This is a genomic window from Streptomyces sp. NPDC044704 (assembly GCF_056433525.1).
Window position 1 is genome coordinate 51,623 of sequence record NZ_JBWKGY010000011.1, and the last position, 24,714, is coordinate 76,336.

Sequence of the window (24,714 nt, forward strand, 5' to 3'; positions counted from 1 at the left end):
CCGGGGTCGTCGTTGAGCGCGCAACGGTACGAGACCGGCTCACTCAGATGATGGATCACGCCTGAGCCGAATGATCCATAAGGGACTGGATCACTCCCCCGGGCACCCGTCAGGCGAGGGCGACCAGGTCCCGGTAGTCCGGGCCCCACAGGTCCTCGACCCCGTCCGGGAGCAGGATGATGCGCTCCGGCTCCAGGGCCTCCACCGCGCCCTCGTCGTGGGTGACGAGGATGACCGCGCCCTTGTAGGTGCGCAGCGCGCCCAGGATCTCCTCGCGGCTGGCCGGGTCGAGGTTGTTCGTGGGCTCGTCGAGGAGCAGGACGTTCGCCGAGGAGACGACCAGGGTGGCGAGGGCCAGTCGGGTCTTCTCACCGCCGGACAGCACGCCCGCGGGCTTGTCGACGTCGTCGCCGGAAAACAGGAAGGAGCCGAGGGTCTTGCGGACCGCCACCAGGTCCAGGTCGGGGGCGGAGGAGCGCATGTTCTCCAGCACCGTGCGCTCGGGGTCGAGCGTCTCGTGCTCCTGCGCGTAGTAGCCGAGCTTGAGGCCGTGGCCGGGGACGACCGTGCCGGTGTCGGGCTTCTCCGTACCGGACAACAGGCGCAGGAGGGTGGTCTTGCCGGCGCCGTTGAGGCCGAGGATGACCACGCGCGAGCCCTTGTCGATGGCCAGGTCGACGTCGGTGAAGATCTCCAGCGAGCCGTAGGACTTCGACAGGCCCTCGGCGGTCAGCGGGGTCTTGCCGCAGGGTGCCGGGTCCGGGAAGCGGAGCTTGGCGACCTTGTCGGAGACGCGGACGGCCTCCAGGCCGGCGAGGAGCCGGTCGGCGCGCTTGGCCATGTTCTGCGCGGCGACGGTCTTGGTGGCCTTGGCGCGCATCTTGTCGGCCTGCGAGTTCAGGGCCGCGGCCTTCTTCTCGGCGTTCTGGCGCTCGCGCTTGCGGCGCTTCTCGTCGGCCTCGCGCTGCTGCTGGTAGAGCTTCCAGCCCATGTTGTAGACGTCGATCTGGGCGCGGTTGGCGTCCAGGTAGAAGACCTTGTTGACGACGGTCTCGACCAGGTCGACGTCGTGGGAGATGACGATGAAGCCGCCGCGATAGTTCTTCAGGTAGTCGCGCAGCCAGACGATCGAGTCGGCGTCGAGGTGGTTCGTGGGCTCGTCGAGGAGCAGGGTGTCGGCGTCCGAGAAGAGGATCCGGGCGAGCTCGACGCGGCGGCGCTGACCGCCGGAGAGGGTGTGCAGCGGCTGTCCGAGGACGCGGTCGGGCAGGCCGAGGGCGGCCGAGATGGTGGCGGCCTCCGCCTCGGCGGCGTACCCGCCCTTCGTCAGGAACTCGGTCTCCTGGCGCTCGTACTGCTTCATCGCCTTGTCGCGGGTGCCGCCCGAGCCGGTGGCGATGCGCTCCTCGTTGGCGCGCATCTTCTTGATCAGCACGTCGAGCCCGCGCGCGGAGAGGATCCGGTCGCGGGCGAGGACGTCGAGGTCGCCGGTGCGCGGGTCCTGCGGCAGGTAGCCGACCTCACCGGACCGGGCGATGGCACCGGCGGCGGGCTGGCCCTCGCCGGCGAGGCACTTGGTGAGGGTGGTCTTGCCCGCTCCGTTGCGGCCGACGAGGCCGATGCGGTCGCCCTTGGCGACGCGGAAGGAAGCGGACTCGATGAGGACTCGGGCGCCGGCACGCAGCTCGATGCCGGTTGCGGTGATCACGGAAATACTCCAGGGCGGTGGGGACGGCGGAAGGGGGGCAGGACGCGCGATGCTTCGACGCCGCTAATCCGCAAGGAGATTTGCCATGCGGACCATTCTACCGGGGGTGCGCAACTACTTTTCGGGGCGCCCGGCCCCACGGGCCCGCTCCCCCGGTGCGCCGGTCCGTCCCCCGTTCGGCCCACGGATCACGCGGGAGGGCCGGGGCGCGTATCAGGATGAACGGGTTGATACTCGCCGCAGGGGCGGACACGTGACCCCCCGGCTGCATGAACACAGAGGCGGTGCGGGATGCAGTTCGACGACAACGCCAATCTGGACACGTCCGAGGTCAAGGACGTGCGGGGCAGCCGCATCCCGGGCGGGAGGGCCACGATCGGCGGCGGCCTCGTCGGCATCATCGCCCTGATCATGGGCCTGCTGTTCGGGGTGGGGCCCGAGCAGCTGGGGCTGTCGTCCGGCAACGAGGAACCGGCGCCTTCGTCCTCGTCGGTCAGCCAGGTACAGCAGACCTGCCGGACCGGGCAGGACGCCAACACCCGCGAGGACTGCCGGCTGGTCGCCGTGGTCAACAGCACCCAGGACTTCTGGAAGCAGGAGTTCCAGAGGCGCGGCGGCCAGTACAGCCCGGCGCAGACGGTGTTCTTCACGGGGCGGGTGGGCACCGCCTGCGGGGCGGCCACCTCCGCGGTCGGGCCCTTCTACTGCCCGAACGACCGGAAGGTCTACCTCGACCTGGGCTTCTTCGACGAGCTGCGGTCGAAGTTCGGGGCGAGCGGCGGCCCCTTCGCCCAGGCGTACGTGGTGGCCCACGAGTACGGGCACCACATCCAGAACCTGACCGGCACCCTCCAGCGGGCGCAGGACGGACGGCAGGGCGCGGGCAGCAACGCCGTCAAGGTCGAGCTCCAGGCCGACTGCTACGCCGGGGTGTGGGCGCACAACGCGACGAGGACCCCGGACGAGTCCACCGGGCGGCCGCTGATCACCACGCTGACCGACCAGGACATCCGGGACGGGCTGGACGCGGCGGCGGCGGTCGGCGACGACCGGATCCAGGAGAAGTTCCAGGGGCGGGTCACTCCCGAGTCCTGGACCCACGGATCGGCCGAACAGCGCCAGCAGTGGTTCTACCAGGGCTACCGCACGGGCGACATGGCCCAGTGCAACACCTTCCGCTGACGGTCGGCGGCTCCTGCCATGCTGTGGTGCGGGTCACATGTACGCACCCGCACGTTCACGAGAGGAAGTGATCGCCATGGCAGGCGTTCCGTCCATCGTCCCGACCCTGCTCTACCGCGACGCGAAGGCGGCGATCCAGCAGCTGACGGAGGCCTTCGGATTCACCCAGGTCTCGGTCTACGAGGGTGACGCCGGCGCCGTGACGCACGCGGAGCTGTCGTACGGCAACGGCATGGTGATGCTCGGCAGCAAGGGCACCGGCGGCGCCTTCGACAAGGTCATGGAGGGCGCCGGCCCGGCCGGGGTCTACGTCGTCGTGGACGACGTGGACGCGCACCACCGCCGGGCCGCCGAGCACGGGGTGGAGATCCTCATGGAGCCGACCGACCAGGACTACGGCTCGCGGGACTACATGGCGCGCGACGCCGAGGGCAACGTCTGGAGCTTCGGCACGTACGCGCCGCAGGTCTGATCCGCGGCGCGTACGCCCGTAGGTCAGGCGCCGCCGGTGTGGACCTGGAAGGCTGCCCGGCGGACCGCTTTGGCCAGAGCGGGGTCGGGGTGGGCGGCGGCCAGCGCGACCAGGACCTGCACGGTGCGCGGGTGGCCGACCGCGCGGACCTCGTCCAGCAGCCGGGGGACGGTGGTGCGCACGGCCGAGTCGAGGTGGCGGGCCAGCAGCTCCGCCTCGCCGTGGTCGGCGATGGCGGCCGCCGTGTCCACCCAGAGCCAGGTCGACTCCTCGGCGGTGAGGACCTCCTGGGCCTCGTCCGGGTCGACCCCGTCGTGCTCGGCGAGCCACAGCAGGGCGTAGGGGCGCAGCGCGGGTTCGCGCACGGCGGCGCGGACCTCGGGTTCGGCGGGGGCGCCGACCACGCGCAGGGCCTCGAAGGCCAGGCCGCGCAGGAGGGCGTCCTCGCCGCGCGCGGCGTGCAGCAGCTCGCTGACGGCGTGCCCGACGGGGCGGGCGGCGAGCCAGGCCCGGTACTCGGCACGGGCCGGTCCCGGGGTGAGCCGGGCGCAGCCGTGGAGCATGGCGGCGGCGGACTGCTCGATGTTCCCGGCCGGGCTCTGCGCGGCGACGCAGATCTGCTCCAGTTTGACCCAGACGGCCCAGCTGCCGAGGGGGGTGAGGGTGGCCCGTGCGGGGCCCAGGGTGACGGCGTCGACCGCGGCGAGGCCGCCGAGCGCCCAGCGCAGCAGCCGGGCGAGCGGGAGGGGGCGGGGTTCGGCGGGGGCGGCTTCGCCTGCCGTTTCCCGGGTGCCGGCGGGGTCGCCGGCGTAGGGGACCTCGCAGCGTTCGTCGCGGAGTTCGGTGACGCGCTGACCGAGGAGGTCCAGCAGGTCGGGGACGGTCACGGGGCCGGCCGACAACTGGAGCAGGGAGAGCAGCTGCGGCATCGCCTCGACGACCTCGGCGACGGCCCCGGGGGCGATGTCGGCGGGGGCGGGGTGGACGAGCGACCAGGCGTCGAAGAGGGCGACCCAGCCGCGCAGGACCGCGGTGTCGTCCCGGTCCCAGGCGCGCAGGCGCCAGCCGGGGCGGGCGTGGCCGCCGTGCACCTCGACGAGGCCGGAGAGCCGGGCGCGGTCCCAGCCGACCCGGATCTGGCCGTGTGTCAGGCGCAGTTCCCCGGCGGCCCGTTCCACGTCGGAGGCGGGCAGCGCGCCCGCGGGTGCGGGGCGGCCGCCGTCGCCCGCACCGAGGTTCAGCTCGGCCCAGCGGGCCAGCCGTACCGCGTCGGCGAGGGAGGCGCGGGCCCTGTTCGCCAGGTCTGCCGTAGCGGGGGTGCCCGCCGGCGGCCGGGGGGCCGGCCGGGTTCGCCGGTCGGTCACCGCCTTGCGCGCCGTGGCGACGGAGCGCGGGGAGACGAGTCGGAGTCTGGAGTCGCGAGCCAACTGCTCATCAGGCTTTCGGGACGTCACGGAAGCAGTCTCGCCCGTCACTGGCCGAAAGCCCAAACGGAACCAGGCGTTTCCACAGGTCACGGGGTGGACGAAGCGGGACAAACGTGCCACCCTGCCCCGTCCGCCACATCCCCTTCACCCCGGCACCACACAGCCCGCCCGACAGTCCGTCACATTCCGGACACGGGAGTGCCCCACGGGGCCCCGCGGGGCCCCTACATGAGAGGGGTGAGGAAGCGGCGCAGCGCCTCCTCGTACCCGGCCGGGTCGGCGTTCCACATCGCCCCGTGCGGGGCGGCCGCGACCGTGTGCAGGGTGATCAGGCCGGGCCGGGCGGCGGCCAGCCGCCGGGAGGGCTCCCACGGGGCGAGCACGTCGTCGGGCCCGTGGAAGATCAGCACCGGGACGCGCAGGGCGGCCGGGTCCGCGCCCGGCGGGCGGCGGTCCGCGCGCAGCCCCGCGCGGCCCTCCGCGGCCCGTACCGCGAGCGGGAGCAGGGGGCGCGGGACGTGCCGGGCCGCGGCGAGGGCCCGCAGGGTGGCGTGCCAGTCCAGGACGGGCGAGTCCAGCACCAGTCCGGAGATCCGGTCGGCCAGGGCGGAGCGTTCGACGGCGTGCAGGGCCATCGTGGCCCCGGTGGACCAGCCGTGCAGGATCACCCGCCGGGCTCCGTAGCGCAGGGCGTAGCGGATGGCGGCGTCCAGGTCCCGCCATTCCGATTCGCCGAGGTGGCCGAGGCCGTCCGGGGAGGCGGGGGCGCCGAGGTCGCCCCGGTAGGCGAGGTCGAGGACCGGGAGGTGGTGGCGGTGCAGGAAGGGCATGAGGACCATCGGGTGCTCGCGGCCGGTGCCGAGCCCGTGCACGGTGATCACCCAGGTGTCCCGGGCCGCGGGCACGAACCAGGCGGGCAGGGCCCCGAGCTCGCCGGGGACGTCCACGTCGGCGTGTTCGAGGCCGAGCGCGGAGCGCGGGTTGCCCAGGTACACCTGGGGGGTGAGCGTGACGCGGGTGCCGGGTTCCAGGCTGCCGTGGGTGACGGCGAGCAGGCGGCGCACGACGGTGTCCGGGCCGTGCGGGACGTCGGGGAGGACGGGGCCGACCACCGCGTGCACGCCGGGCGCGGTCAGTCCGTACGTACCGGGGCGCAGGGAGGCCAGCGAACGGGTGAGGGTGATCCGGCCCGGGGCGGTGGAGTGGACGCTCAGCCGGGGCCCGCCGGGCAGGGGGCGCCCGGATTCGGGCCGCAGGGCGGCGTCGGCGGCGTACCGGCCGGCCGCGACAGCGGCTGCTCCGGCACCGATCAGGGTCGTCGTGACGGCCGCTGCCGTCGCTGTGGCGGTACGCACGGCTCCAGTGTCGAGGCGGTGTGGCGCGGGGGCCACCGGAGGTGATCCTTCCGCGCTCGCGGCGCGCACAACCGGAACGGGTGAGCAGGCGAGCCGGCGCGCCTGCCGGGGAGCGGCCGCCCGAGGGGGTCCGGGACGTGATCTGGGTCTCTTCCGGGGCGCCTTCGGCAGGGACACCCGTACCGGAAGACCTTTCGGGAGGGGTGTGTTCACCCGGCCCTGACGTGCATCAATCGCTATATTCACGGTGGAATCGGGGCGAAGGTCCCGATCATGCGCCGCCCGCGGACACCACTCGGCCCGACCCAGTTCACCTTCCGTTCATCCAGGTTGCCTACGGTCGCCGAGCCACTGACGTCAAACAGAAGCCTGGGTAAATGGAGCACATAACGCTTCTCCTCGGGATCGTGATCATCACCGCTCTCGTGTTCGACTTCACGAACGGTTTCCACGACACGGCCAACGCGATGGCCACCACCATCTCGACCGGCGCCCTCAAGCCCAAGACTGCGGTGGCGATGTCCGCCGTGCTGAACCTCGTCGGCGCGTTCATGTCCGTGGAGGTCGCCAAGACGATCTCCAAGGGCCTGGTCAACGAGGAAGGCATCCAGCCAGAGGTGATCTTCGCCGCCCTGGTGGGCGCGATCCTCTGGAACCTCGTCACCTGGCTGGTCGGACTGCCCTCCAGCTCCTCCCACGCCCTCATGGGCGGCCTGATCGGCGCCGCGGTCGCCTCCGCCGGCATCGGCGCGGTCAACGGCAGCGTCGTCGTGACGAAGGTGCTGATCCCCGCGATCGCCGCCCCGATCGTCGCCGGTGTCGCCGCGATGCTGGCCGCGAAGCTCACGTACAAGCTGGGCCACAACGTCGGCGAGAAGACCTCCGCCAAGGGGTACCGCGCCGGCCAGATCGCCTCGGCCGGTCTCGTCTCCCTCGCGCACGGCACCAACGACGCGCAGAAGACGATGGGCATCATCACCCTGGCGCTCGTCGCCGGGAACGCCCTGCCCGCCGGGGCCAACCCGCCGGTCTGGGTCATCGTCTCCGCCGGCCTGGCCATCGCGATGGGCACCTACCTGGGCGGCTGGCGCATCATCCGCACCATGGGCAAGGGCCTCACCGACCTCCAGCCGCAGCAGGGCTTCGCCGCCCAGACCTCGGCCGCGAGCGTCATCCTGGCCTCCTCCACCCTCGGCTTCTCCCTCTCCACCACCCACGCGTGCTCCGGCGCCGTCATGGGTTCCGGCCTGGGACGCAAGGGCGGCGTGGTCCGCTGGTCCACCGCCACCCGCATGTTCATCGCCTGGGGCCTGACCCTGCCCGCCGCGGCCCTCGTCGCCGCCGGCGCCGAGCTGGTCATGCGCACGGGTGACGTCGGCATCGCCGCGGTCACCGTCTTCCTGGTCGCCTCCTGCTTCGCCATCTGGGTCATCTCCCGCCGCCAGGTCGTCGACCACCACAACGTCAACGAGGTGGAGACCGCCACCACGACGGACGAGCCCGGTGTCGTCACCACGGCCATGGCCGCCGTCACCGTCCCGCCGACCACCGCCGCGGCCGGTACCACCGCCGCCGTGACCGACGAGGACCTCAAGGCCACCATCCCGGCCGCGACGGCGACCCCGACGACCCCCGCGGCTCCGGCCGCGGCGGTCTGACCCCGAGAACGACAGAGGTATCAGCGGCATGAACATCGACTGGGCATCGCTCGGCTCCGTCTTCGGAGTCAGCCTCTCCGCCACCGTCGCCCTCGTGGCCCTCTTCACCCTGGGCCTGGTGGGCCTCTCCAAGCACGAGGCCGCCACCGAGCACGGCGGGACCGCGGCCCTGGCGCGCACCGGCGCCTACGCCTGCTTCGCGCTGTGCGCGGCGGCCGTGTCGTACGGGATCTACCTGATCGTCGCCTGACACGACGTGTCCGAAGCTCCCTCCGGGTCCTCCCGGAGGGAGCTTTCGCGTACCCCCGGTGCGCCCCCCGCCCGAACCCGCCGCAGGTCAACGGCAAGTTGACGGGCGTTCGCGGTGCGTGGTGGACTGCCCGAGCCAATACGGCGGCATGGAAGAGGAAGTCCGGTGCGAATCCGGCGCGGTCCCGCCACTGTCACCGGGTCAGCGCACGCGGTGCGCGGCCCCGGGAGCCAGGAACTCTCGCCGCCGGACACGTCGAACCAGGGCGCGGACCCTGAGTGAGGACATACCTGCCACCATGCGTGCCGACCGCGTCTTCGCGTACGGCGCCACGGCGGGCCTGATCGGCGACCGGATCCTCGGGGATCCGCGCCGCGGGCACCCCGTGGCCGCCTTCGGAACCGCCGCCGCCGCCGTCGAACGCGCCCTGTGGCGCGACGACCGCGGCCGTGGCGTCCTCCACGCCCTCGTGTGCGCGGGCGGCGCGGCCGCCGTCGGTGCGCTGGCCGCCCGCGCCGTGCGCTCCCGGCCCGCGGCCGCCCGCGTCGCCCTGACCGCAGCGGCCACGTGGGCCGTCGTCGGCGGCACCTCGCTCGGCCGGGAGGCCCGCGCCATCGGCGGGGCGCTCGCCGCCGGGGACACCGAGGTCGCCCGCGAACGCCTGCCCCACCTGTGCGGGCGCGACCCGGAGTCCCTGGACGGGCAGCAGATGGCCCGGGCCGTCGTCGAGTCCGTCGCGGAGAACACCTCCGACGCGGTCGTGGGGGCCCTGGTGTGGGGGGCCGTCGCCGGGGTGCCCGGGCTGCTGGCCTTCCGCGCCGTGAACACCCTCGACGCCATGGTGGGCCACAAGTCGCCCCGCCACCTGCGCTACGGCTGGGCCTCGGCCCGGCTGGACGACCTGGCCGGCTGGCCCGGGGCCCGGCTGACGGCGCTCGCCGCCGTCGTGGCCGGACCCGACCGGCGGGGAGCCGTACGCGCCTGGCGCGCCGACGCCGCCGCCCACCCGAGCCCCAACGCGGGCCCGGTCGAGGCCTCCTTCGCGGGGGCGCTCGGTGTCCGGCTCGGCGGGACGCTGGCCTACGGCGGACGGACCGAGCACCGTGCCGTGCTGAACGGCGCGGCCGGCCGGCCGGTGGAGGTCGCCGACATCGAGCGGGCCGTCCGGCTGTCGCGGCGGGTGACCTGGCTGGCGCTGGGCGTCTGCGCCCTGGCCCGGACCGCCGCCACCCGGACACTGGTCTCGCGTACGACACGGAGGGGGCGCGCATGAGCGGCGCGAAGCGCGGCGGCGGACTGCTGGTCGCCGGTACGACGTCGGACGCGGGCAAGAGCGTCGTCACGGCGGGCATCTGCCGGTGGCTGGCCCGGCAGGGGGTGAAGGTGGCCCCCTTCAAGGCCCAGAACATGTCCCTGAACTCGTTCGTGACCCGGGAGGGCGCCGAGATCGGCCGGGCCCAGGCCATGCAGGCCCAGGCGGCGCGGGTGGAACCGACCGCCCTGATGAACCCGGTGCTGCTCAAGCCGGGCGGCGACCAGAGCAGCCAGGTGGTGCTGCTGGGCAAGCCGGTCGGCGAGATGAGCGCGCGCGGGTTCTTCGGGACCGCGGGCCCCGGCTCGGCGTCCCCCGGGCCGGCGGAGCCCGGCGGACACCGGGAACGGCTCCTCGGCGTCGTCACGGACTGCCTGGAGCGGCTGCGGGGCACGTATGACGCCGTGATCTGCGAGGGGGCGGGCAGTCCGGCCGAGATCAACCTGCGCCGGACCGACATCGTGAACATGGGCATCGCGCGGGCCGCGCGCTTCCCCGTCGTCGTGGTCGGGGACATCGACCGGGGCGGCGTCTTCGCGTCCTTCTTCGGCACGACCGCGTTGCTGTCCCCCGAGGACCAGTCGCTGATCGCCGGGTACCTCGTCAACAAGTTCCGGGGCGACGTCTCCCTGCTGGAGCCCGGCATGGAGATGCTGCGCGGGCTCACGGGCCGGGCGACGTACGGGGTGCTGCCGTTCCGGCACGGGCTGGGCATCGACGAGGAGGACGGTCTGCGGGTCTCGCTGCGCGGAGCCGTACGGGAGTCCCTGGTGGCACCGCCGCTCGGCGAGGACGTGCTGCGGGTCGCGGTGTGCGCGGTGCCGCTCATGTCGAACTTCACCGACGTCGACGCCCTCGCCGCCGAGCCGGGCGTGGTCGTGCGGTTCGTGGACCGGGCCGAGGAACTCGCCGACGCCGACCTGGTCGTGGTCCCGGGCACGCGCGGCACCGTGAAGGCGCTGGCCTGGCTGCGCGAGCGGGGCCTCGCCGGCGCGCTGGCGCGGCGGGCCGCCGAGGGCCGTCCGGTGCTGGGCATCTGCGGCGGCTTCCAGGTGCTCGGCGAGCACATCGAGGACGAGGTCGAATCCCGGGCCGGCGCGGTGGACGGCCTCGGCCTGCTGCCCGTACGGGTCCGGTTCGCGCGGGAGAAGACCCTGGCGCGGCCTTCCGGATCGGCGCTGGGCGAGCCCGTCGAGGGGTACGAGATCCATCACGGCGTCGCCGAGGTGCTGGGCGGGGAGCCGTTCCTGGACGGCTGCCGGGTCGGGGCCGTGTGGGGGACGCACTGGCACGGCTCGCTGGAGTCGGACGGATTCCGCCGGGCCTTCCTGCGGGAGGTGGCCGCTGCCGCCGGGAGGCGCTTCGTCCCGGCCCCTGACACCTCGTTCGGTCTGCTGCGCGAGGAACAGCTCGACCTGCTGGGCGCCCTGATCGAGGAGCACGCCGACACCGGGGCGCTGCTGCGGCTGATCGAGTCGGGCGCACCGGACGGGCTGCCGTTCCTGCCGCCGGGTGCGCCGTGACGCACCGCCGCGTCCCCGGGGACGCGTACCCGAACACCCATAGGACCGAGGGCCGCCGCCGCTCTACGAGCGGCCGGCGCAGTCCACTCGAAGGAGTGATCAGCGGATGAGCAGCACCCACTTCCCGTTCACGGCGGTGGTCGGCCAGGACGACCTGCGGCTGGCGCTGCTGCTGAACGCCGTCAGCCCCGCGGTCGGCGGTGTGCTCGTGCGCGGCGAGAAGGGGACCGCCAAGTCCACCGCCGTGCGCGCGCTGTCCTCGCTGCTGCCGCAGGTGGACGTGGTGGCCGGCTGCCGGTTCTCCTGCGCGCCCGCCGCGCCCGACCCGGACTGCCCGGACGGCCCCCACGGGCCCGGACCCGGTGCCGCGCGCCCCGCGCGGATGGTGGAGCTGCCGGTCGGCGCCTCGGAGGACCGCCTCGTCGGCGCCCTCGACATCGAGCGGGCCCTCGCCGAGGGCGTGAAGGCCTTCGAGCCCGGTCTGCTCGCCGACGCGCACCGCGGGATCCTGTACGTCGACGAGGTCAACCTCCTGCACGACCACCTGGTGGACGTCCTCCTCGACGCCGCCGCGATGGGCGCCTCGTACGTGGAGCGCGAGGGTGTCTCCGTGCGGCACGACGCCCGCTTCCTGCTCGTCGGCACCATGAACCCCGAGGAGGGCGAGCTCCGGCCGCAGCTCCTGGACCGGTTCGGGCTGACGGTGGAGGTCGCGGCCTCCCGCGAACCCGCCCTGCGCGTCGAGGTGGTGCGCCGGCGGCTCGCCTACGAGGACGACCCCGCGGGCTTCGCCGGCCGCTGGGCCGGGGACGAGCACGAGGTGCGGGCCCGGGTCGTGGCCGCGCGGGCCCTGCTCCCGAAGGTGGTGCTCGACGACACGGCGCTGCTCCGGATCGCCGCCACCTGCGCCGGGTTCGAGGTCGACGGCATGCGCGCCGACATCGTGATGGCCCGTACGGCGACCGCCCTGGCGGCGTGGGCCGGGCGGACCGCCGTCCGCAAGGAGGACGTGCGGCAGGCGGCGCTGCTGGCGCTCCCGCACCGGCGCCGGCGCAACCCGTTCGACGCCCCCGGCCTCGACGAGGACAAGCTCGACGAGATCCTGGACGGCTTCCCCGACGACGAGCCGGAACCCGAGCCCGACCCGGAGCCCGAGGGTCCGGACGACGACGGCCCCGAGGGCGGCCCGGACGGCGGTCCCGACGGCGGCGGCGCGCCCCCGCACGGCGAGGGCTCCGAGCAGCCGGAGCGCCACACGGAGCCGCCGGTGTCCGAGGACGACACGGCCGACGCGCCCGACGCGGAAGCCCCGCAGTCCCCCGAACCGCAGCACGCCCAGGGCGAAGCGGGGGCCGACGGGCCCGAACAGGCCGCGGTACGGGCCTCCGAACCGTTCCGGACCCGGATGCTCAGCGTGCCCGGCCTCGGCGAGGGCGGCGCGGCCGGCCGGCGCTCGCGGGCCCGTACCGCGCACGGGCAGACGACCGGCGCCCGGCGCCCCCGGGGCCAGCTGACGAAGCTGCACCTGGCGGCGACCGTCCAGGCCGCCGCCCCGCACCAGCGGGCGCGCGGGCGCAGCGGACCGGGCCTCGTCGTGCGCAAGGACGACCTGCGGCAGGCGACCCGCGAGGGCCGCGAGGGCAACCTGGTGCTGTTCGTCGTCGACGCCTCGGGCTCGATGGCCGCCCGGCAGCGGATGAGCGCGGTCAAGGGCGCCGTCCTGTCCCTGCTGCTGGACGCCTACCAGCGCCGGGACAAGGTCGGCCTGGTCACCTTCCGGGGTGGCGCGGCGGAGCTGGCGCTGCCGCCGACCTCGTCCGTGGACGCCGCCGCGGCGCGGCTGGAGCGGCTGCCCACCGGCGGCCGCACCCCGCTGGCCGCCGGACTGCTGAAGGCCCGCGAGGTCCTGCGGATCGAGCGGCTGCGCGATCCCTCGCGGCGGCCGCTGCTCGTCGTCGTCACCGACGGCCGGGCCACGTCGGCCGGCGGTGTGGGCGGTTCGGCGGCCGGGACGCCCCGCGAGCTGTCCGAGCGCGCCGCCCGGCTGCTCGGGTCGGAGGGGGTCACCTCGGTGGTCGTCGACTGCGAGAGCGGCCCGGTCCGGCTGGGGCTGGCCGGGGTGCTGGCCGCGGACCTCGGCGGTCCCTCCGTCACGCTCGACGGGCTGCGGGCCGACTCGCTGGCCGGGCTCGTGAAGAACGTCCGCACCTCAGTGACTTCCCCCGCTTCCCACAGCAGCAACAGGAGGGCCGCGTAATGCCTCAGGGACAGCCGTCCGTCGTTCCGGACGACGGACTCACGACGCGTCAGCGCCGCAACCGTCCGCTCGTCTTCGTCCACACCGGCCCGGGCAAGGGCAAGTCGACGGCCGCCTTCGGGCTGGCGCTGCGCGCCTGGAACCAGGGCTGGCCGATCGGGGTGTTCCAGTTCGTCAAGTCGGCGAAGTGGAAGGTCGGCGAGGAGAACGCGCTCAAGGCGCTCGGGGAGACCGGCAAGGGCGGCAGCGTCGTCTGGCACAAGATGGGCGAGGGCTGGTCCTGGGTCCAGCGCGACGCGCAGCTCGACAACGAGCAGGCCGCCAAGGAGGGCTGGGAGCAGGTCAAGCGCGACCTGGCCGCCGAGACGCACAAGCTGTACGTCCTCGACGAGTTCGCGTACCCGATGCACTGGGGCTGGATCGACGTGGACGAGGTCATCGAGGTGCTGCGGAACCGTCCCGGCACCCAGCACGTGGTCATCACGGGCCGCAACGCGCCGGAGAAGCTGGTGGAGTTCGCCGACCTGGTCACGGAGATGACCAAGGTCAAGCACCCGATGGACACCGGCCAGAAGGGCCAGAGAGGCATCGAGTGGTGACGTCCGTGAACGTGCCCCGGCTGGTGATCGCCGCGCCGTCCTCCGGCAGCGGCAAGACCACCGTGGCGACGGGCCTGATGGCGGCCTTCGCGGAGCGCGGCCTCGCCGTGTCCCCGCACAAGGCCGGGCCCGACTACATCGACCCGGGCTACCACGCGCTGGCCACCGGCCGCCCGGGCCGCAACCTCGACGCCTTCATGTGCGGGCCGGAACTGGTCGCCCCGCTGTTCGCGCACGGCTCCGCCGGGTGCGACCTCGCCGTGGTCGAGGGCGTGATGGGCCTGTACGACGGGGCCGCGGGGCGGGGTGAGCTGGCCTCGACGGCCCAGGTCGCGAAGCTGCTGCGGGCGCCGGTGGTGCTGGTCGTGGACGCTTCCTCGCAGTCGCGTTCGGTGGCGGCGCTGGTCCACGGCTTCGCCTCGTTCGACCCGCAGGTCCGCCTCGGCGGGGTGATCCTCAACAAGGTGGGTTCCGACCGGCACGAGGTGATGCTCCGGGAGGCGCTGGAGGAGGCCGGGATGCCGGTCCTCGGCGTGCTGAGGCGGGCTCCCCAGGTGGCGACCCCGTCCCGGCACCTGGGCCTGGTCCCAGTCGCCGAGCGGCGTACGGACGCGGTGGACGCCGTGGCGGCGCTGGCCGAACAGGTCCGGGCCGGCTGTGACCTGGAGGCGCTGCTGGCGCTGGCCCGGACGGCGCCGGCCCTGGAGTGCGAGCCCTGGTCGCCGGGGGCGGCCCTGGCACAGGACGCGCCGCCGGGTGCGGAAGGCGTCCGGGGGCGGCCCGTCGTCGCCGTCGCGGGCGGGGCCGCGTTCACGTTCTCGTACGCCGAGCACGCGGAGCTGCTCACCGCCGCGGGGGCGCGCGTCGTCACCTTCGACCCGCTGCGGGACGAGGCGCTGCCCGAGGGCACGGCCGGCCTGGTGATCGGGGGCGGGTTCCCCGAGGTGTACGCGCCGGAGCTGTCCGCCAACGAGCCGCTGCGCGGGGCCGTCGCCGCGTTCGCCGCGGCGGGCGGGCCGGTCGCCGCCGAGTGCGCCGGGCTGCTGTACCTGGCCCGGACCCTGGACGGGAAGCCGATGTGCGGGGTGCTCGACGCGGACGCCCGGATGTCGGAGCGGCTGACGCTGGGCTACCGGGAGGCGGTCGCGGTGTCGGACAGCGCCCTCGCCGCCGCCGGTACCCGGCTGCGCGGGCACGAGTTCCACCGGACGGTGATCGAGCCGGGCGCCGGCTCCGCGCCGGCCTGGGGGTTCACCCGTCCGGAACGCCGGGTCGAGGGCTTCGTACGGGACGGGGTGCACGCCAGCTACCTGCACACCCACTGGGCGGCCCGGCCGTCCGTGGCCCGCCGGTTCGCGGAAGCCGCGGCGCGGCACCGGTGACCGGCCGGTGAGTTCACTCCGCCAGGCCGACGACGAGCCAGATCCCGGCCACCCCGCCCACCGTGCACATCAGCGTGGACAGGGCGGGGTGTTCGTGGTGCGCCTCGGGCAGGATCTCGGCGGCCGCCAGGTACAGCAGGACCCCGCCGAAGAAGCCGAGGTACGCCCCCAGAGGTTCCTCCGGAAGGGTGAACAGCAAGGTGGACGCGGCGCCGACGACCGGCGCGGCGGCGTCCGCGAACAGCATCATCAGGGCCTTGCGGCGGTCGTTCCCGTACAGCCGGGTGAGCGTGTACGTGTTGAACCCGTCGGCGAAGTCGTGAGTGACGACGGCCAGGGCGACGGCGAGGCCCATGCCGCCGCCGACCTGGAAGGCGGCGCCCAGCGCGACCCCGTCGGCGAGGCTGTGGCCGACCATCGCGGCGGCCGCCGTGAGCCCGACCTGCGGGACCCGGGTCCCGTCCTCGGCGCCGTGCGCGGCCTGGCGCACGGCCAGCAGGCGCTCCACGACGTGGGCGACGAGGAAGCCGGCCACGAACAGCAGCAGGGCGAGCGGCACGCCGAACACCTCGCTGCCCGCCGCGTGCATCGCCTCGGGGAGCAGGTCGAGGCCGACGACGCCGAGCATCAGCCCTCCGGCCAGGCCCAGCACGAGGTGGCGGCGGTCGGTGACGCGTTGCGCCGTCCATCCGCCCGCCAGCGTCATCAGGAACGCGCCCAACGCCACGATCACCGCCATGTGCCCCTGAATACCGACTGCGGGACGTACGCGCACTTCCGTGCGCGGGTGGCGGGCGACACCGTGTTGACGAAGGACCGCGGCCGCCGGCGGGCGGCGGAAAGCGGACGACAGAGGACGGGTGCCGGGCGGGAGACCGCGACCGGATCCGTGACGAAGGAGGGAGGACCCCGGTGGGCGAGTACGTGACACGGCTGGTGGTCGGGGTCGGCGGACGCGCGGGGGTGTCCGTGGCGGAGGTCTGCGCGCTGGTCGAGGAGACCCTGCGCGGGGCCGGGCTGACCGCGGAGGCGGTGACGGCGCTGGCCACGGTGGAGACGAAGGCATCGGAGCCGGGCATCACGGGTGCGGCGGAACGTTTCGGCGTGCCGTTGATCGGCTATCCCGCCGAGGAACTCGCGCGGATCTCCGTACCTCACCCCTCGGCCGCCGTGCGCGAGGCCGCCGGTACCGCCTCCGTCGCGGAGGCGGCGGCGCTGGCGGGCGGCGGGGAACTGCTGGTGCCCAAGCGCCGTTCGGTGGCGGCGACCTGCGCCGTGGCCACCGTCCAGCCGCACGACCTGCGCCACCACGGGGACGCGGAAGTGCTGGACGCGGGCGGCGCACTGGTCGACCTGGCCGTCAACGTACGGGCGGAGACCCCGCCGGAGTGGCTCAGGGAACGGATCGCGGCCTGCCTCGGGGACCTCGCCGCCTACCCGGACGGCCGGGCGGCCCGCGCGGCCGTCGCGGCACGGCACGGGCTGCCGGCCGAGCGGGTGCTGCTGACGGCGGGGGCGGCGGAGGCGTTCGTGCTGATCGCGCGGGCCCTGGACGCCGTACGTCCCGTGGTGGTGCACCCGCAGTTCACCGAACCGGAGGCGGCCCTGAGGGACGCCGGCCGGCGGGTGGAGCGGGTGGTCCTGCGGGCGGCGGACGGCTTCCGGCTGGATCCGGCGGACGTGCCGGAGGAGGCGGACCTGGTGGTGGTCGGCAACCCCACCAACCCGACGTCCGTCCTGCACCCGGCCGCCACCTTGGCCGCGCTGGCCCGGCCGGGCCGGATCCTCGTCGTCGACGAGGCGTTCATGGACGCCGTCCCGGGCGAGCGGGAGGCCCTCGCCGGCCGGCTCGACGTGCCGGGCCTGGTGGTGCTGCGCAGCCTGACCAAGACGTGGGGGCTGGCCGGGCTGCGGATCGGCTACGTCCTGGCGGAGCCGGAGGTGATCGCGAAGCTGGCCGCCGCGCAGCCGCTGTGGCCCGTGTCGACCCCGGCGCTGGTCGCGGCCGAGGCCTGCCTCGCACCGCCCGCGCTGGCCGAGGCGGAGGCCGCCGCACGGCGGGTCGCCGTGGACCGGGCGCACCTGCTGGCCGGGCTCGCGGAGTTCGACGAGGTCACGGTGGTGGGGGAAGCGGAGGGGCCGTTCGTCCTGATCCGGGTGGAGGGGGCGGGGGAGGTCCGGACCCGGCTGCGCGCGCTCGGCTTCGCGGTCCGGCGGGGGGACACCTTCCCGGGCCTCGACGACTCCTGGCTCCGCCTCGCCGTCCGCGACCGCGCCACGACGGGCCGCCTGCTCCAGGCCCTGGACCACGCGCTCGCCCTGTCCGCGCGCTGACCCCGCCCGGCCCTGGCGCGAGCGGAACCGGGGCGGGCGCGAGAACCCGGCGAGGCCGGGTCCGGCGGGCGGGTGCCGGGCCCGGGGGCGGCCGGCGCGGGGCGCGCCTACGATGGGCGCGTTCGGCGGTGACGACGGGGGGCGGCCATGAAGGCATCGGCGCGGATGGGGGCGGCCCTGGCCGGGCTCGTGGTGGTGGGGGGCGCGGCCGTCTACGCCGTACCGGTCCTGCTGGACGGGGGCGGCGGGAGCGCCGCCGACCAGCGCTTCGGCGGCAGGCCCGGCACGACCGAACCCGGCCCGGCGGCGAGCGGCGGCGGCGCCGTGTCCGGGAAGCCGTTCACCCTGGTGGCGACGGGCGACATCATCCCGTACCCGTCGATCGTCCAGCGGTCGGCGGACGACGCGGGCAAGGCGGGCGAGTACGACTTCCGGAAGATACTCGCCGGGGTCAAACCCCTGGTGTCCGCCGCCGACCTGGCGATATGCCACCACGAGATACCGTACGGGCGGCCCGGCGGCCCCTACACCGGGTACCCCACCTTCAAGGCCCCCCACCAGCTGGCCGACGCCCTCAAGGACGCCGGGTACGACAGCTGCTCGACCGCCTCGAACCACACCCTGGACGACGGCTACGACGGCCTCGTCCGCACCCTCGACCACCTCGACCGGGTCGGGATCCCCCACGTCGGTTCCGCCCGCAGCGCCGAGGAGGCCAAGGCCCCCGCCCTGCTCTCGGCGGGCGGCGCGAAGGTCGCCCAGTTGTCGTACACCTACGGCACCAACGGCATCCCGCTCCCCGCGGGCAAGCCGTGGGCGGTCAACCTCATCGACCAGGACCGCATCGTCGCCGACGCCCGGGCGGCCCGGGCCGCCGGCGCGAACGTGGTGGTGCTCAGCGTCCACTGGGGCACCGAGTGGCAGACCGCCCCCGACCAGCAGCAGCGCGAACTGGCGCAGGCCCTGACCGCCTCGCGTTCGGCGGACGGCCTCCCCGACATCGATCTCGTCATCGGCACGCACAACCACGTGCCCCAGCCCTACGAGAAGATCAACGGCACCTGGGTGGTCTTCGGCATGGGCGACCAGGTCGCCAGCTTCGTTCCGGCCGACAAACTGCGCGGCAACCAGTCCTCGGTCCCCCGGTTCACCTTCTCGCCGTCGGCGGAGCGTCCGGGACGCTGGGAGGTGGTGAAGGCCGAGTACCTCACGCAGTACTCGGACATGGGGCCCCCGTTCCGGGTGGTCTGCGCCTCCTGCGCGGCCTCCGACACCGCCCTCCCGGCGGCGAAGCGCACCGAGTACGGGCGCGTCGACCGGCAGGTCACCGAGGCCGTGACCTCGCGCGGTGCGACCGCGCAGGGTCTGGAGCACGCCACCCGCTGAGGGCCCCGGCCGCGGCTCAGGGCCTTCGGACCGGCCGGCGTCACGCGTCCTGTGCGGACTTGCCGCGCCGGGTCACGACGAGCGCGCCGCCGCCGATGCCGAGCAGGAGCAGCGCGCCGCCCGCCACGTACGGGGTCACCGAACCGGCCCCGGTCTCGGCGAGGTTGGCCTGTGTGACGGCCGGCTTGGTGCCCGTCCCGGTCTGCTGCTTGACGTCCGGCTTCACCGCCGCGGGTGTGGCCGAGGGGCTGGGGGCCGGGCCGGCCGGGGAGGTGCAGTGCGCCTCGGCGAGCACGATCTCGCCCTCGACCTCCGCGACGTTCAGCTTCAGCGGGTTCACCGACACCTTGAGCCTCAGTGCGGCCGCGGCGGCCGTGGTGGAGGTGGTCTCGGTCCCGGACAGCTCCAGGGTGACCACGCCCACGCCGGGGACCTCCAGGCGGGTGGGGCCACCGGCGGACAGGGTGACCTTCTTGCCGAGGGCGGTCACCGTCCCGAGGACGTTCGAGGTGGCCACGGGCTTCTTGCCCGCCTCGCAGACGGCCTTCGAGGTGACCTTCTCCACCTCGACGAGGGAGAGCTTGGGCAGGCCCGGCACGTGTACCCGGGCCTTGGCGAGGTTCGCCTCCGCCTCGGCCCGCTTCTTGTCGGCGGTCGCCTTGGAGGTGGCGACCTCGGCCTGGAGGACGCTGACCGGCTGCCCCTGGTCGACCCCGTCGAGGGTCACGGTGAGGGCGGTCTTCTGGGCCGTCTCCGGGGCGCTGACCTCGTTGAGGGTGGTCTTCAGCGGTACGTTGACGGCCTTGTTGAGCAGGCTCACGTCCAGTCCGGTCCGCAGGACGACGGCGCCGGAGCTGCCTTCGCTCCCGCCGCCGGTGCCGCCCGTGGCGAGGGCGGGCGGAGCGGTGAGGAGGGCGACCGCCCCCGCGGCGAGCAGGGCGGCCGCGGGCATGCGGAAGGTGTTGCTGTTCAAGGTGGTGGAACCCCCGGGGAGATGGGTGCCGTCGCGCCGCCAATGGGGGACATTGCGCGCGCCGACGGCTTCGACCCTGGGAATTTTTACGCACTGTGAGTGAACGGGCGGCGACCTGGCGTGAGTTCACTCCAACGGGTGGTTTCCACGCACATATTCGATTCATCGCGCCCCACGCGGCACGCGGATGCTCCCCCGTCCCGCCGAAAGGGCGCCTCCCTGCCCTGACGAGGCACTTTCAACGACGCGACGGGCCGCGACGTCACGGCCCGTCAACACCGCGCTCACGCCGCCGGACGGACGGGACTTCGACGACGGGCGACCGGCGACCGGCGCCGGTGCCGTGACCGGAAAGGTCCACCGGATCGCGACGCCCGGCACGGCACTAGGGCCTGTCGTCAAACTCCCGTCTGCCCCGCGACGCCTGGCACGCGCTCTCGCCGCACCGGGCGAAAGCCAAGTACGTCCAGTACGCGGGCTTCCGCCCGGCGCACCGAGAGCACGCACCAGACGCCGCAGGGCCGCCCTCCGGGCGACGACGGGAGTTTGACGACAGGCCCTAGGCGCGGACCCTGCCGTTCACGATCACCCGGTCCGGCTGCGCCAGCGCCCGCACGTCGGCCCGCGGATCGGCGCCGTAGACGACGAGGTCCGCCGGCGCGCCCTCGGACAGACCGGGTCTGCCGAGCCACTCGCGTGCCGCCCAGGCCGTCGCCGAGAGGGCGTCCAGCGGCGGGATCCCGGCCTTGACGAGTTCCATGACCTCGGCGGCGACCAACCCGTGGGGCAGGGAACCCCCCGCGTCGGTGCCGACGTACACGGGAACGCCCGCGTCCCAGGCCGCCCGGACGGTGTCGTACCGCCTCTCGTGCAGCCGCCGCATGTGCGCCGACCAGCGGGGGAACTTGGCCTCGCCGCCCGCCGCCATCTTCGGGAACGTGGCGATGTTGACGAGGGTCGGCACGATCGCGACCCCCCGTTCCGCGAACAGCGGGATGGTGTCCTCGGTGAGCCCGGTGGCGTGCTCCACGCAGTCGATGCCCGCCTCGACCAGGTCCCGCAGGGAGTCCTCGGCGAAGCAGTGCGCGGTGACCTTCGCGCCCAGCCGGTGCGCCTCGGCGATGGCGGCCTCGACCTCGGCGCGCGGCCAGCAGGCCGTCAGGTCGCCGGCCTCGCGGTCGATCCAGTCCCCGACCAGCTTCACCCAGCCGTCGCCCCGCCGGGCCTCGCGGCCGACGTACTCGACGAGGTCGGCCGGTTCGATCTCGTGGGCGTAGTTGCGGATGTAGCGGCGGGTCCGGGCGATGTGCCGGCCCGCCCTGATGATCTTCGGGAGGTCCTCGCGGTCGTCGATCCAGCGGGTGTCCGAGGGGGATCCGGCATCGCGGATGAGGAGCGTTCCGGCGTCCCGGTCGGTGAGCGCCTGCCGTTCGGCGGTCTCCGCGTCGACCGGGCCGTGGGAGTCCAGGCCCACGTGGCAGTGTGCGTCGACGAGGCCGGGCAGCGCCCAGCCGGTGACCGTGGTGATCTCGCGTGCGGTGCGCGGCCGCTCGTAGGAGATCCGGCCGCCGACGATCCAGAGTTCGTCGCGCACCTCGTGGGGCCCGACGAGCACCCGCCCCTTCACATGCATGACTGCGCCGTCATCCATGGCCATTGCATCGGTCATGTCGGCACTGTACGTGCGTGCTGGGTACGCTCGACCGGTAACCCCGGACGAAGAGAGCAGCCCCGTGACCCACCCCCTCCTGGACCTTCCGCCGCTCACCGCCGAGCACTTCGCGTCGATCGAGCGGGGGGTCGCCCGGCTCCTCGGCACCCGGCAGGACGTGGTGATCACGCAGGGCGAGGCGCTGCTGCCGCTGGAGGGCTGCATCCGCTCGGGGGCGCGGCCGGGCTCGACGGCGCTGAACGTCGTCACCGGCCCCTACGGAACCACCTTCGGGAACTGGCTGCGCGACTGCGGGGCGAGCGTGGTGGACCTGGCGGTCCCCTTCGACACGGCGGTTTCGGGCGAACAGGTGGCGCGCGCGCTGGCCGAACACCCGGAGATCGACTTCGTGTCGCTCGTGCACGCGGAGGCGGCCACCGGCAACACCAACCCGGTCGCGGAGATCGGCGAGGCCGTACGGGCCCACGGGGCGCTGTTCATGCTGGACGCGGTCGCCTCGGTGGGCGCCGAACCGCTGCTGCCGGACGCGTGGGGCGTCGACCTGTGCGTGATCGGCGCGCAGAAGGCGATGGGCGGCCCGGCGGGCGTCTCGGCGGTGTCGGTGTCGGAGCGCGCGTGGGCGCGGTTCGCCGAGAACCCGGCGGCTCCGCGCCGGTCGTACCTCTCCCTGCTCGACTGGAAGGAGCGCTGGATCGACGGCGGCCGCACGGCGCTGCTGCACGCGCCCGCGCAGCTGGAGATGCTGGCGCTGGAGGCCTGCCTGGAGCGGATCGGGGCGGAGGGCCTGGACGGGGTCCTGGCCCGGCACGCGGGCGCGGCCCGGGCCACGCGGGCCGGCGCCGCCGCGCTGGGCCTCGCCCCCTGGGTGCGCGATCCGGCGCAGGCCGCGCCCGTCGCGACGACGCTGCGGGTCGCGGACGCCTCCGTCGTCGTGGCGAAGGCCCTGTCGGCGGACCCGGCTGCCCCGCTCGCGGCGGGCGGCGGGGCGCTGGCCGGGGAGATGGTCCGGGTCAACCACTACGGTCCGGCGGCCTCGCCGGAGGCGGTCGCGGCCGCGCTGAAGGCCCTGGCCTCCGCCCTGTCCGCCGACCCGGCTCCGGCCCTCGCGGCGGCGTCGGCGGCCTGGCGGTGACGGGCCGGCGGTGACGGGCGGGGACTGACGGGCGGGGACTGACGGCCCGGCGGCGCCGGGCGTGGGCAACGGCCCCCGCCGGGCGCCGTGTCAGTCCGCGAGGACGTCCAGCAGCCGGTCGACGTCCGCCTCGGTGTTGTAGAGGTGGAAGGAGGCCCGCAGGGCGCCCGCGCGGGCGGCGGTGGACACACCGGCCGCGAGCAGTCCGGGCTGCCGGTGGGCCAGGCCGGGGACGGAGACGATGGGGGCCCCGCCCGGCACCGGTTCGTGGCCGAGGCGGGCCAGGCCGGCCCGGTAGCGGGCGGCGAGGGCGGTGTCGTGGGCGTGGACGGCCTCGATGCCGACCCGCTCCAGCAGGGCCAGGGCGGGTTCGGCGGCGTGGTAGGCGAGGAAGGCCGGGGACTCGTCGAAGCGGCGTGCGTCGTGGGCGAGTTCGGGCATCGGACCGTAGGTCGCGTCCCACATGGACTCCGCCGCCACCCACCCCGCGTGGAGCGGGGTCAGGTCCTGCTGGGCCTCCTCGGACACCGTCAGGTACGAGGCCCCGCGCGTGCCGAGCAGCCATTTGTAGCCGGCGGTCACGGTGTACTCGTAGGGCGCGGCGTCGAAGGGCAGCCAGCCCGCGGCCTGGGTGGCGTCGACGAGCATCCGCGCGCCGTGGGCGCGCGTCGCCGCGCGGACGGCGGGGAGGTCGGCCGTACGTCCGTCCGCGGACTGTACGGCGCTCAGTGCCACCAGAGTCGTGTCGGGGCCGACGGACTCGGCCATCGACTCCAGGGGGGCGAAGCGGACCTTGAGGTCGCCGCGCACCACGAAGGGGTTCATGACGGAGGCGAAGTCGTTCTCGGGGCACAGGACTTCGGCGCCGGCCGGGAGGGAGGCCGCGACGAGCCCGACGTGGGTGGCGACGGACGAGCCGACGGCCACGCGGCCCGGGGCGACCCCGACCAGCCGCGCGAAGGCGGCCCGTACCCGGTTGACCCGGTCGAAGTCGCCGAAGCCGGCGGGGTCCGCGACCCCGGCCGCGTCGGCCAGGGCCCGTACCTCGGCGACGGCCGCGCGCGGGAGGATCCCGCAGGTGGCGGTGTTCAGGTAGGTGGTGGAGTGCGCGAACTCGGCGCGGGACACGTCAGAGAGCGGAAGACCCATGCCGTCAACTCTGCGCCAGGAACGACCCAAAGTCCATTGCCGAGTTCTACTCATTCACCCCAAGGATGCCTTATATGCGACCGGGGACCCTTCCGGTCACGGCACTAGCCCTGCTGCGGGACGGCGCAGGCCCCGTCGGGCTCGCACGCGTCGGCGGCGGCGGGTTCGGCGACCTCGCGGCCCGCCCAGGCCTGCTCCAGCGCCCGGGTGAACACCTCGGCCGGCTGTCCGCCGGAGATGCCGTAGCGGCGGTCGAGGACGAAGAACGGCACGGCGTTGGCGCCCAGTTCGGCCGCCTCCCGCTCGTCGGCCCGCACCTCTTCGGCGTAGGCGGAGTCGTCGGCGAGGACCGCGCGGGCCTCCGCGCCGTCCAGCCCGGCCTCCACGGCGAGGGTCACCAGCACCTCGGGCTCGAAGACGGAGCGCTCCTCGCCGAAGTTGGCGCGGTAGGCCAGGTCGAGCAGCTCCTCCTGGCGGCCGCGGGCGGCGGCCAGGTGCAGCAGCCGGTGGATGTCGAAGGTGTTCCCGTGGTCGCGCCCCTCCGTCCGGTACGTCAGCCCCTCGGCGCGGGCACTGGCCGCGACGTGCTCCTCCATGCCGCGGGCCTCTTCGAGGGTGCGGCCGTACTTCTTGGCGAGCATCTCGACGACGGGAGCGGTGACGCCCTTGGCGCCGGCCGGGTCGAGCTCGAAGGACCGGAAGACGACCTCCACCTCGTCGCGGTGCGCGAACTCCGCCAGGCCCTTGGTGAAACGGGCCTTGCCGATGTAGCACCACGGGCAGGCGATGTCGCTCCAGATCTCGACGCGCATGTTCCTTCTTCTCTCCGGTTCCGGGGGTGGGGATCGGGGTTCGGGGGTTCGGGGGTTCTCGGGTTCTCGGGCTCGACGGCGAACGGTTTCGGGTTCAACCGTTTTGGGTTTGAACCATGCGCCGTCCCGTC

General features: G+C 74.4%; 20 protein-coding genes and 1 riboswitch. Of the genes, 12 read left to right on the forward strand and 8 right to left on the reverse strand.

The window, feature by feature from the left end:
- Window positions 1-109: 109 nt before the first annotated feature.
- The gene (locus AC07B0_RS25185) at window positions 110-1,708 is read right to left on the reverse strand and encodes an ABC-F family ATP-binding cassette domain-containing protein (RefSeq protein WP_356879641.1); all 1,599 of its coding nucleotides are present in this window, start codon (window positions 1,706-1,708) and stop codon (window positions 110-112) included.
- Window positions 1,709-1,999: 291 nt separating this feature from the next.
- Between AC07B0_RS25185 and ypfJ the strand changes: the two genes are divergently transcribed.
- Both ypfJ and AC07B0_RS25195 read left to right on the forward strand, forming a co-directional pair.
- The gene (gene ypfJ, locus AC07B0_RS25190; RefSeq protein ID WP_356879643.1) at window positions 2,000-2,890 is read left to right on the forward strand and encodes a KPN_02809 family neutral zinc metallopeptidase; all 891 of its coding nucleotides are present in this window, start codon (window positions 2,000-2,002) and stop codon (window positions 2,888-2,890) included.
- 76 nt (window positions 2,891-2,966) lie between these two features.
- Window positions 2,967-3,362: a VOC family protein gene (locus AC07B0_RS25195; protein WP_356879645.1), complete on the forward strand. Its 396-nt coding sequence runs from the start codon at window positions 2,967-2,969 to the stop codon at window positions 3,360-3,362.
- Window positions 3,363-3,385: 23 nt separating this feature from the next.
- Here the strand turns inward: AC07B0_RS25195 and AC07B0_RS25200 are convergent, their stop codons facing one another.
- Window positions 3,386-4,816, reverse strand: a complete 1,431-nt coding sequence (locus tag AC07B0_RS25200) for a hypothetical protein (protein WP_467291411.1) — start codon at window positions 4,814-4,816, stop codon at window positions 3,386-3,388.
- A 197-nt stretch (window positions 4,817-5,013) separates the two neighbouring features.
- Window positions 5,014-6,144, reverse strand: a complete 1,131-nt coding sequence (locus AC07B0_RS25205; RefSeq protein ID WP_478898978.1) for an alpha/beta hydrolase family protein — start codon at window positions 6,142-6,144, stop codon at window positions 5,014-5,016.
- Window positions 6,145-6,521: 377 nt separating this feature from the next.
- On the opposite strand from AC07B0_RS25205, the gene AC07B0_RS25210 reads away from it, so the two are divergent.
- From AC07B0_RS25210 to AC07B0_RS25240, 7 genes are all read left to right on the forward strand, one after another.
- Window positions 6,522-7,802, forward strand: coding sequence for an inorganic phosphate transporter (locus AC07B0_RS25210; RefSeq protein WP_478898979.1), 1,281 nt, complete (start codon window positions 6,522-6,524; stop codon window positions 7,800-7,802).
- Between the two features lie 28 nt (window positions 7,803-7,830).
- On the forward strand, window positions 7,831-8,052 hold the full coding sequence (locus tag AC07B0_RS25215) for a hypothetical protein (RefSeq protein WP_356879651.1): 222 nt from the start codon (window positions 7,831-7,833) through the stop codon (window positions 8,050-8,052).
- 105 nt (window positions 8,053-8,157) lie between these two features.
- Window positions 8,158-8,314, forward strand: a riboswitch (cobalamin riboswitch).
- A 36-nt stretch (window positions 8,315-8,350) separates the two neighbouring features.
- A complete protein-coding gene (locus AC07B0_RS25220) occupies window positions 8,351-9,325 on the forward strand; it encodes a cobalamin biosynthesis protein (RefSeq protein WP_467291405.1) in 975 nt (324 codons plus the stop codon).
- Complete coding sequence (locus tag AC07B0_RS25225; protein ID WP_478898980.1) at window positions 9,322-10,887, forward strand: cobyric acid synthase; 1,566 nt, start codon at window positions 9,322-9,324, stop codon at window positions 10,885-10,887. The genes AC07B0_RS25220 and AC07B0_RS25225 overlap by 4 nt, the downstream gene beginning before the upstream one ends.
- Before the next feature lie 106 nt (window positions 10,888-10,993).
- Window positions 10,994-13,144: a putative cobaltochelatase gene (locus tag AC07B0_RS25230; protein WP_478898981.1), complete on the forward strand. Its 2,151-nt coding sequence runs from the start codon at window positions 10,994-10,996 to the stop codon at window positions 13,142-13,144.
- On the forward strand, window positions 13,144-13,743 hold the full coding sequence (cobO, locus tag AC07B0_RS25235) for a cob(I)yrinic acid a,c-diamide adenosyltransferase (RefSeq protein ID WP_281206645.1): 600 nt from the start codon (window positions 13,144-13,146) through the stop codon (window positions 13,741-13,743). Before AC07B0_RS25230 ends, cobO begins: the two co-directional genes overlap by 1 nt.
- Window positions 13,744-13,748: 5 nt before the next feature.
- Window positions 13,749-15,125, forward strand: a complete 1,377-nt coding sequence (locus tag AC07B0_RS25240; RefSeq protein WP_467291399.1) for a cobyrinic acid a,c-diamide synthase CobB — start codon at window positions 13,749-13,751, stop codon at window positions 15,123-15,125.
- A 13-nt stretch (window positions 15,126-15,138) separates the two neighbouring features.
- Here the strand turns inward: AC07B0_RS25240 and AC07B0_RS25245 are convergent, their stop codons facing one another.
- On the reverse strand, window positions 15,139-15,864 hold the full coding sequence (locus AC07B0_RS25245; RefSeq protein WP_356879661.1) for a ZIP family metal transporter: 726 nt from the start codon (window positions 15,862-15,864) through the stop codon (window positions 15,139-15,141).
- Window positions 15,865-16,049: 185 nt separating this feature from the next.
- Here AC07B0_RS25245 and cobC point away from each other — a divergent pair, with 185 nt between their 5' ends.
- The gene (gene cobC / locus AC07B0_RS25250; RefSeq protein WP_478899036.1) at window positions 16,050-17,459 is read left to right on the forward strand and encodes an Rv2231c family pyridoxal phosphate-dependent protein CobC; all 1,410 of its coding nucleotides are present in this window, start codon (window positions 16,050-16,052) and stop codon (window positions 17,457-17,459) included.
- Window positions 17,460-17,606: 147 nt separating this feature from the next.
- Complete coding sequence (locus tag AC07B0_RS25255) at window positions 17,607-18,845, forward strand: CapA family protein (protein ID WP_469383629.1); 1,239 nt, start codon at window positions 17,607-17,609, stop codon at window positions 18,843-18,845.
- A 40-nt stretch (window positions 18,846-18,885) separates the two neighbouring features.
- Here AC07B0_RS25255 and AC07B0_RS25260 read toward each other — a convergent pair whose 3' ends face one another.
- Complete coding sequence (locus AC07B0_RS25260) at window positions 18,886-19,818, reverse strand: SCO1860 family LAETG-anchored protein (RefSeq protein WP_469383632.1); 933 nt, start codon at window positions 19,816-19,818, stop codon at window positions 18,886-18,888.
- Window positions 19,819-20,377: 559 nt separating this feature from the next.
- Window positions 20,378-21,469, reverse strand: a complete 1,092-nt coding sequence (locus AC07B0_RS25265; protein ID WP_469380312.1) for an amidohydrolase family protein — start codon at window positions 21,467-21,469, stop codon at window positions 20,378-20,380.
- A gap of 82 nt (window positions 21,470-21,551) precedes the next feature.
- Between AC07B0_RS25265 and AC07B0_RS25270 the strand changes: the two genes are divergently transcribed.
- Window positions 21,552-22,622 carry a pyridoxal-phosphate-dependent aminotransferase family protein gene (locus tag AC07B0_RS25270; protein WP_469380288.1) on the forward strand — a complete coding sequence of 357 codons (1,071 nt, stop codon included), beginning with the start codon at window positions 21,552-21,554 and terminating at the stop codon, window positions 22,620-22,622.
- A gap of 90 nt (window positions 22,623-22,712) precedes the next feature.
- Here the strand turns inward: AC07B0_RS25270 and AC07B0_RS25275 are convergent, their stop codons facing one another.
- Together AC07B0_RS25275 and AC07B0_RS25280 are read right to left on the reverse strand one after the other, a co-directional pair.
- Window positions 22,713-23,771 carry an aminotransferase class V-fold PLP-dependent enzyme gene (locus tag AC07B0_RS25275; RefSeq protein WP_356884053.1) on the reverse strand — a complete coding sequence of 353 codons (1,059 nt, stop codon included), beginning with the start codon at window positions 23,769-23,771 and terminating at the stop codon, window positions 22,713-22,715.
- 104 nt (window positions 23,772-23,875) lie between these two features.
- Window positions 23,876-24,583 (reverse strand): DsbA family oxidoreductase, encoded by a 708-nt coding sequence (locus tag AC07B0_RS25280; RefSeq protein ID WP_478898982.1) that lies wholly within the window; start codon window positions 24,581-24,583, stop codon window positions 23,876-23,878.
- Window positions 24,584-24,714: the final 131 nt, after the last annotated feature.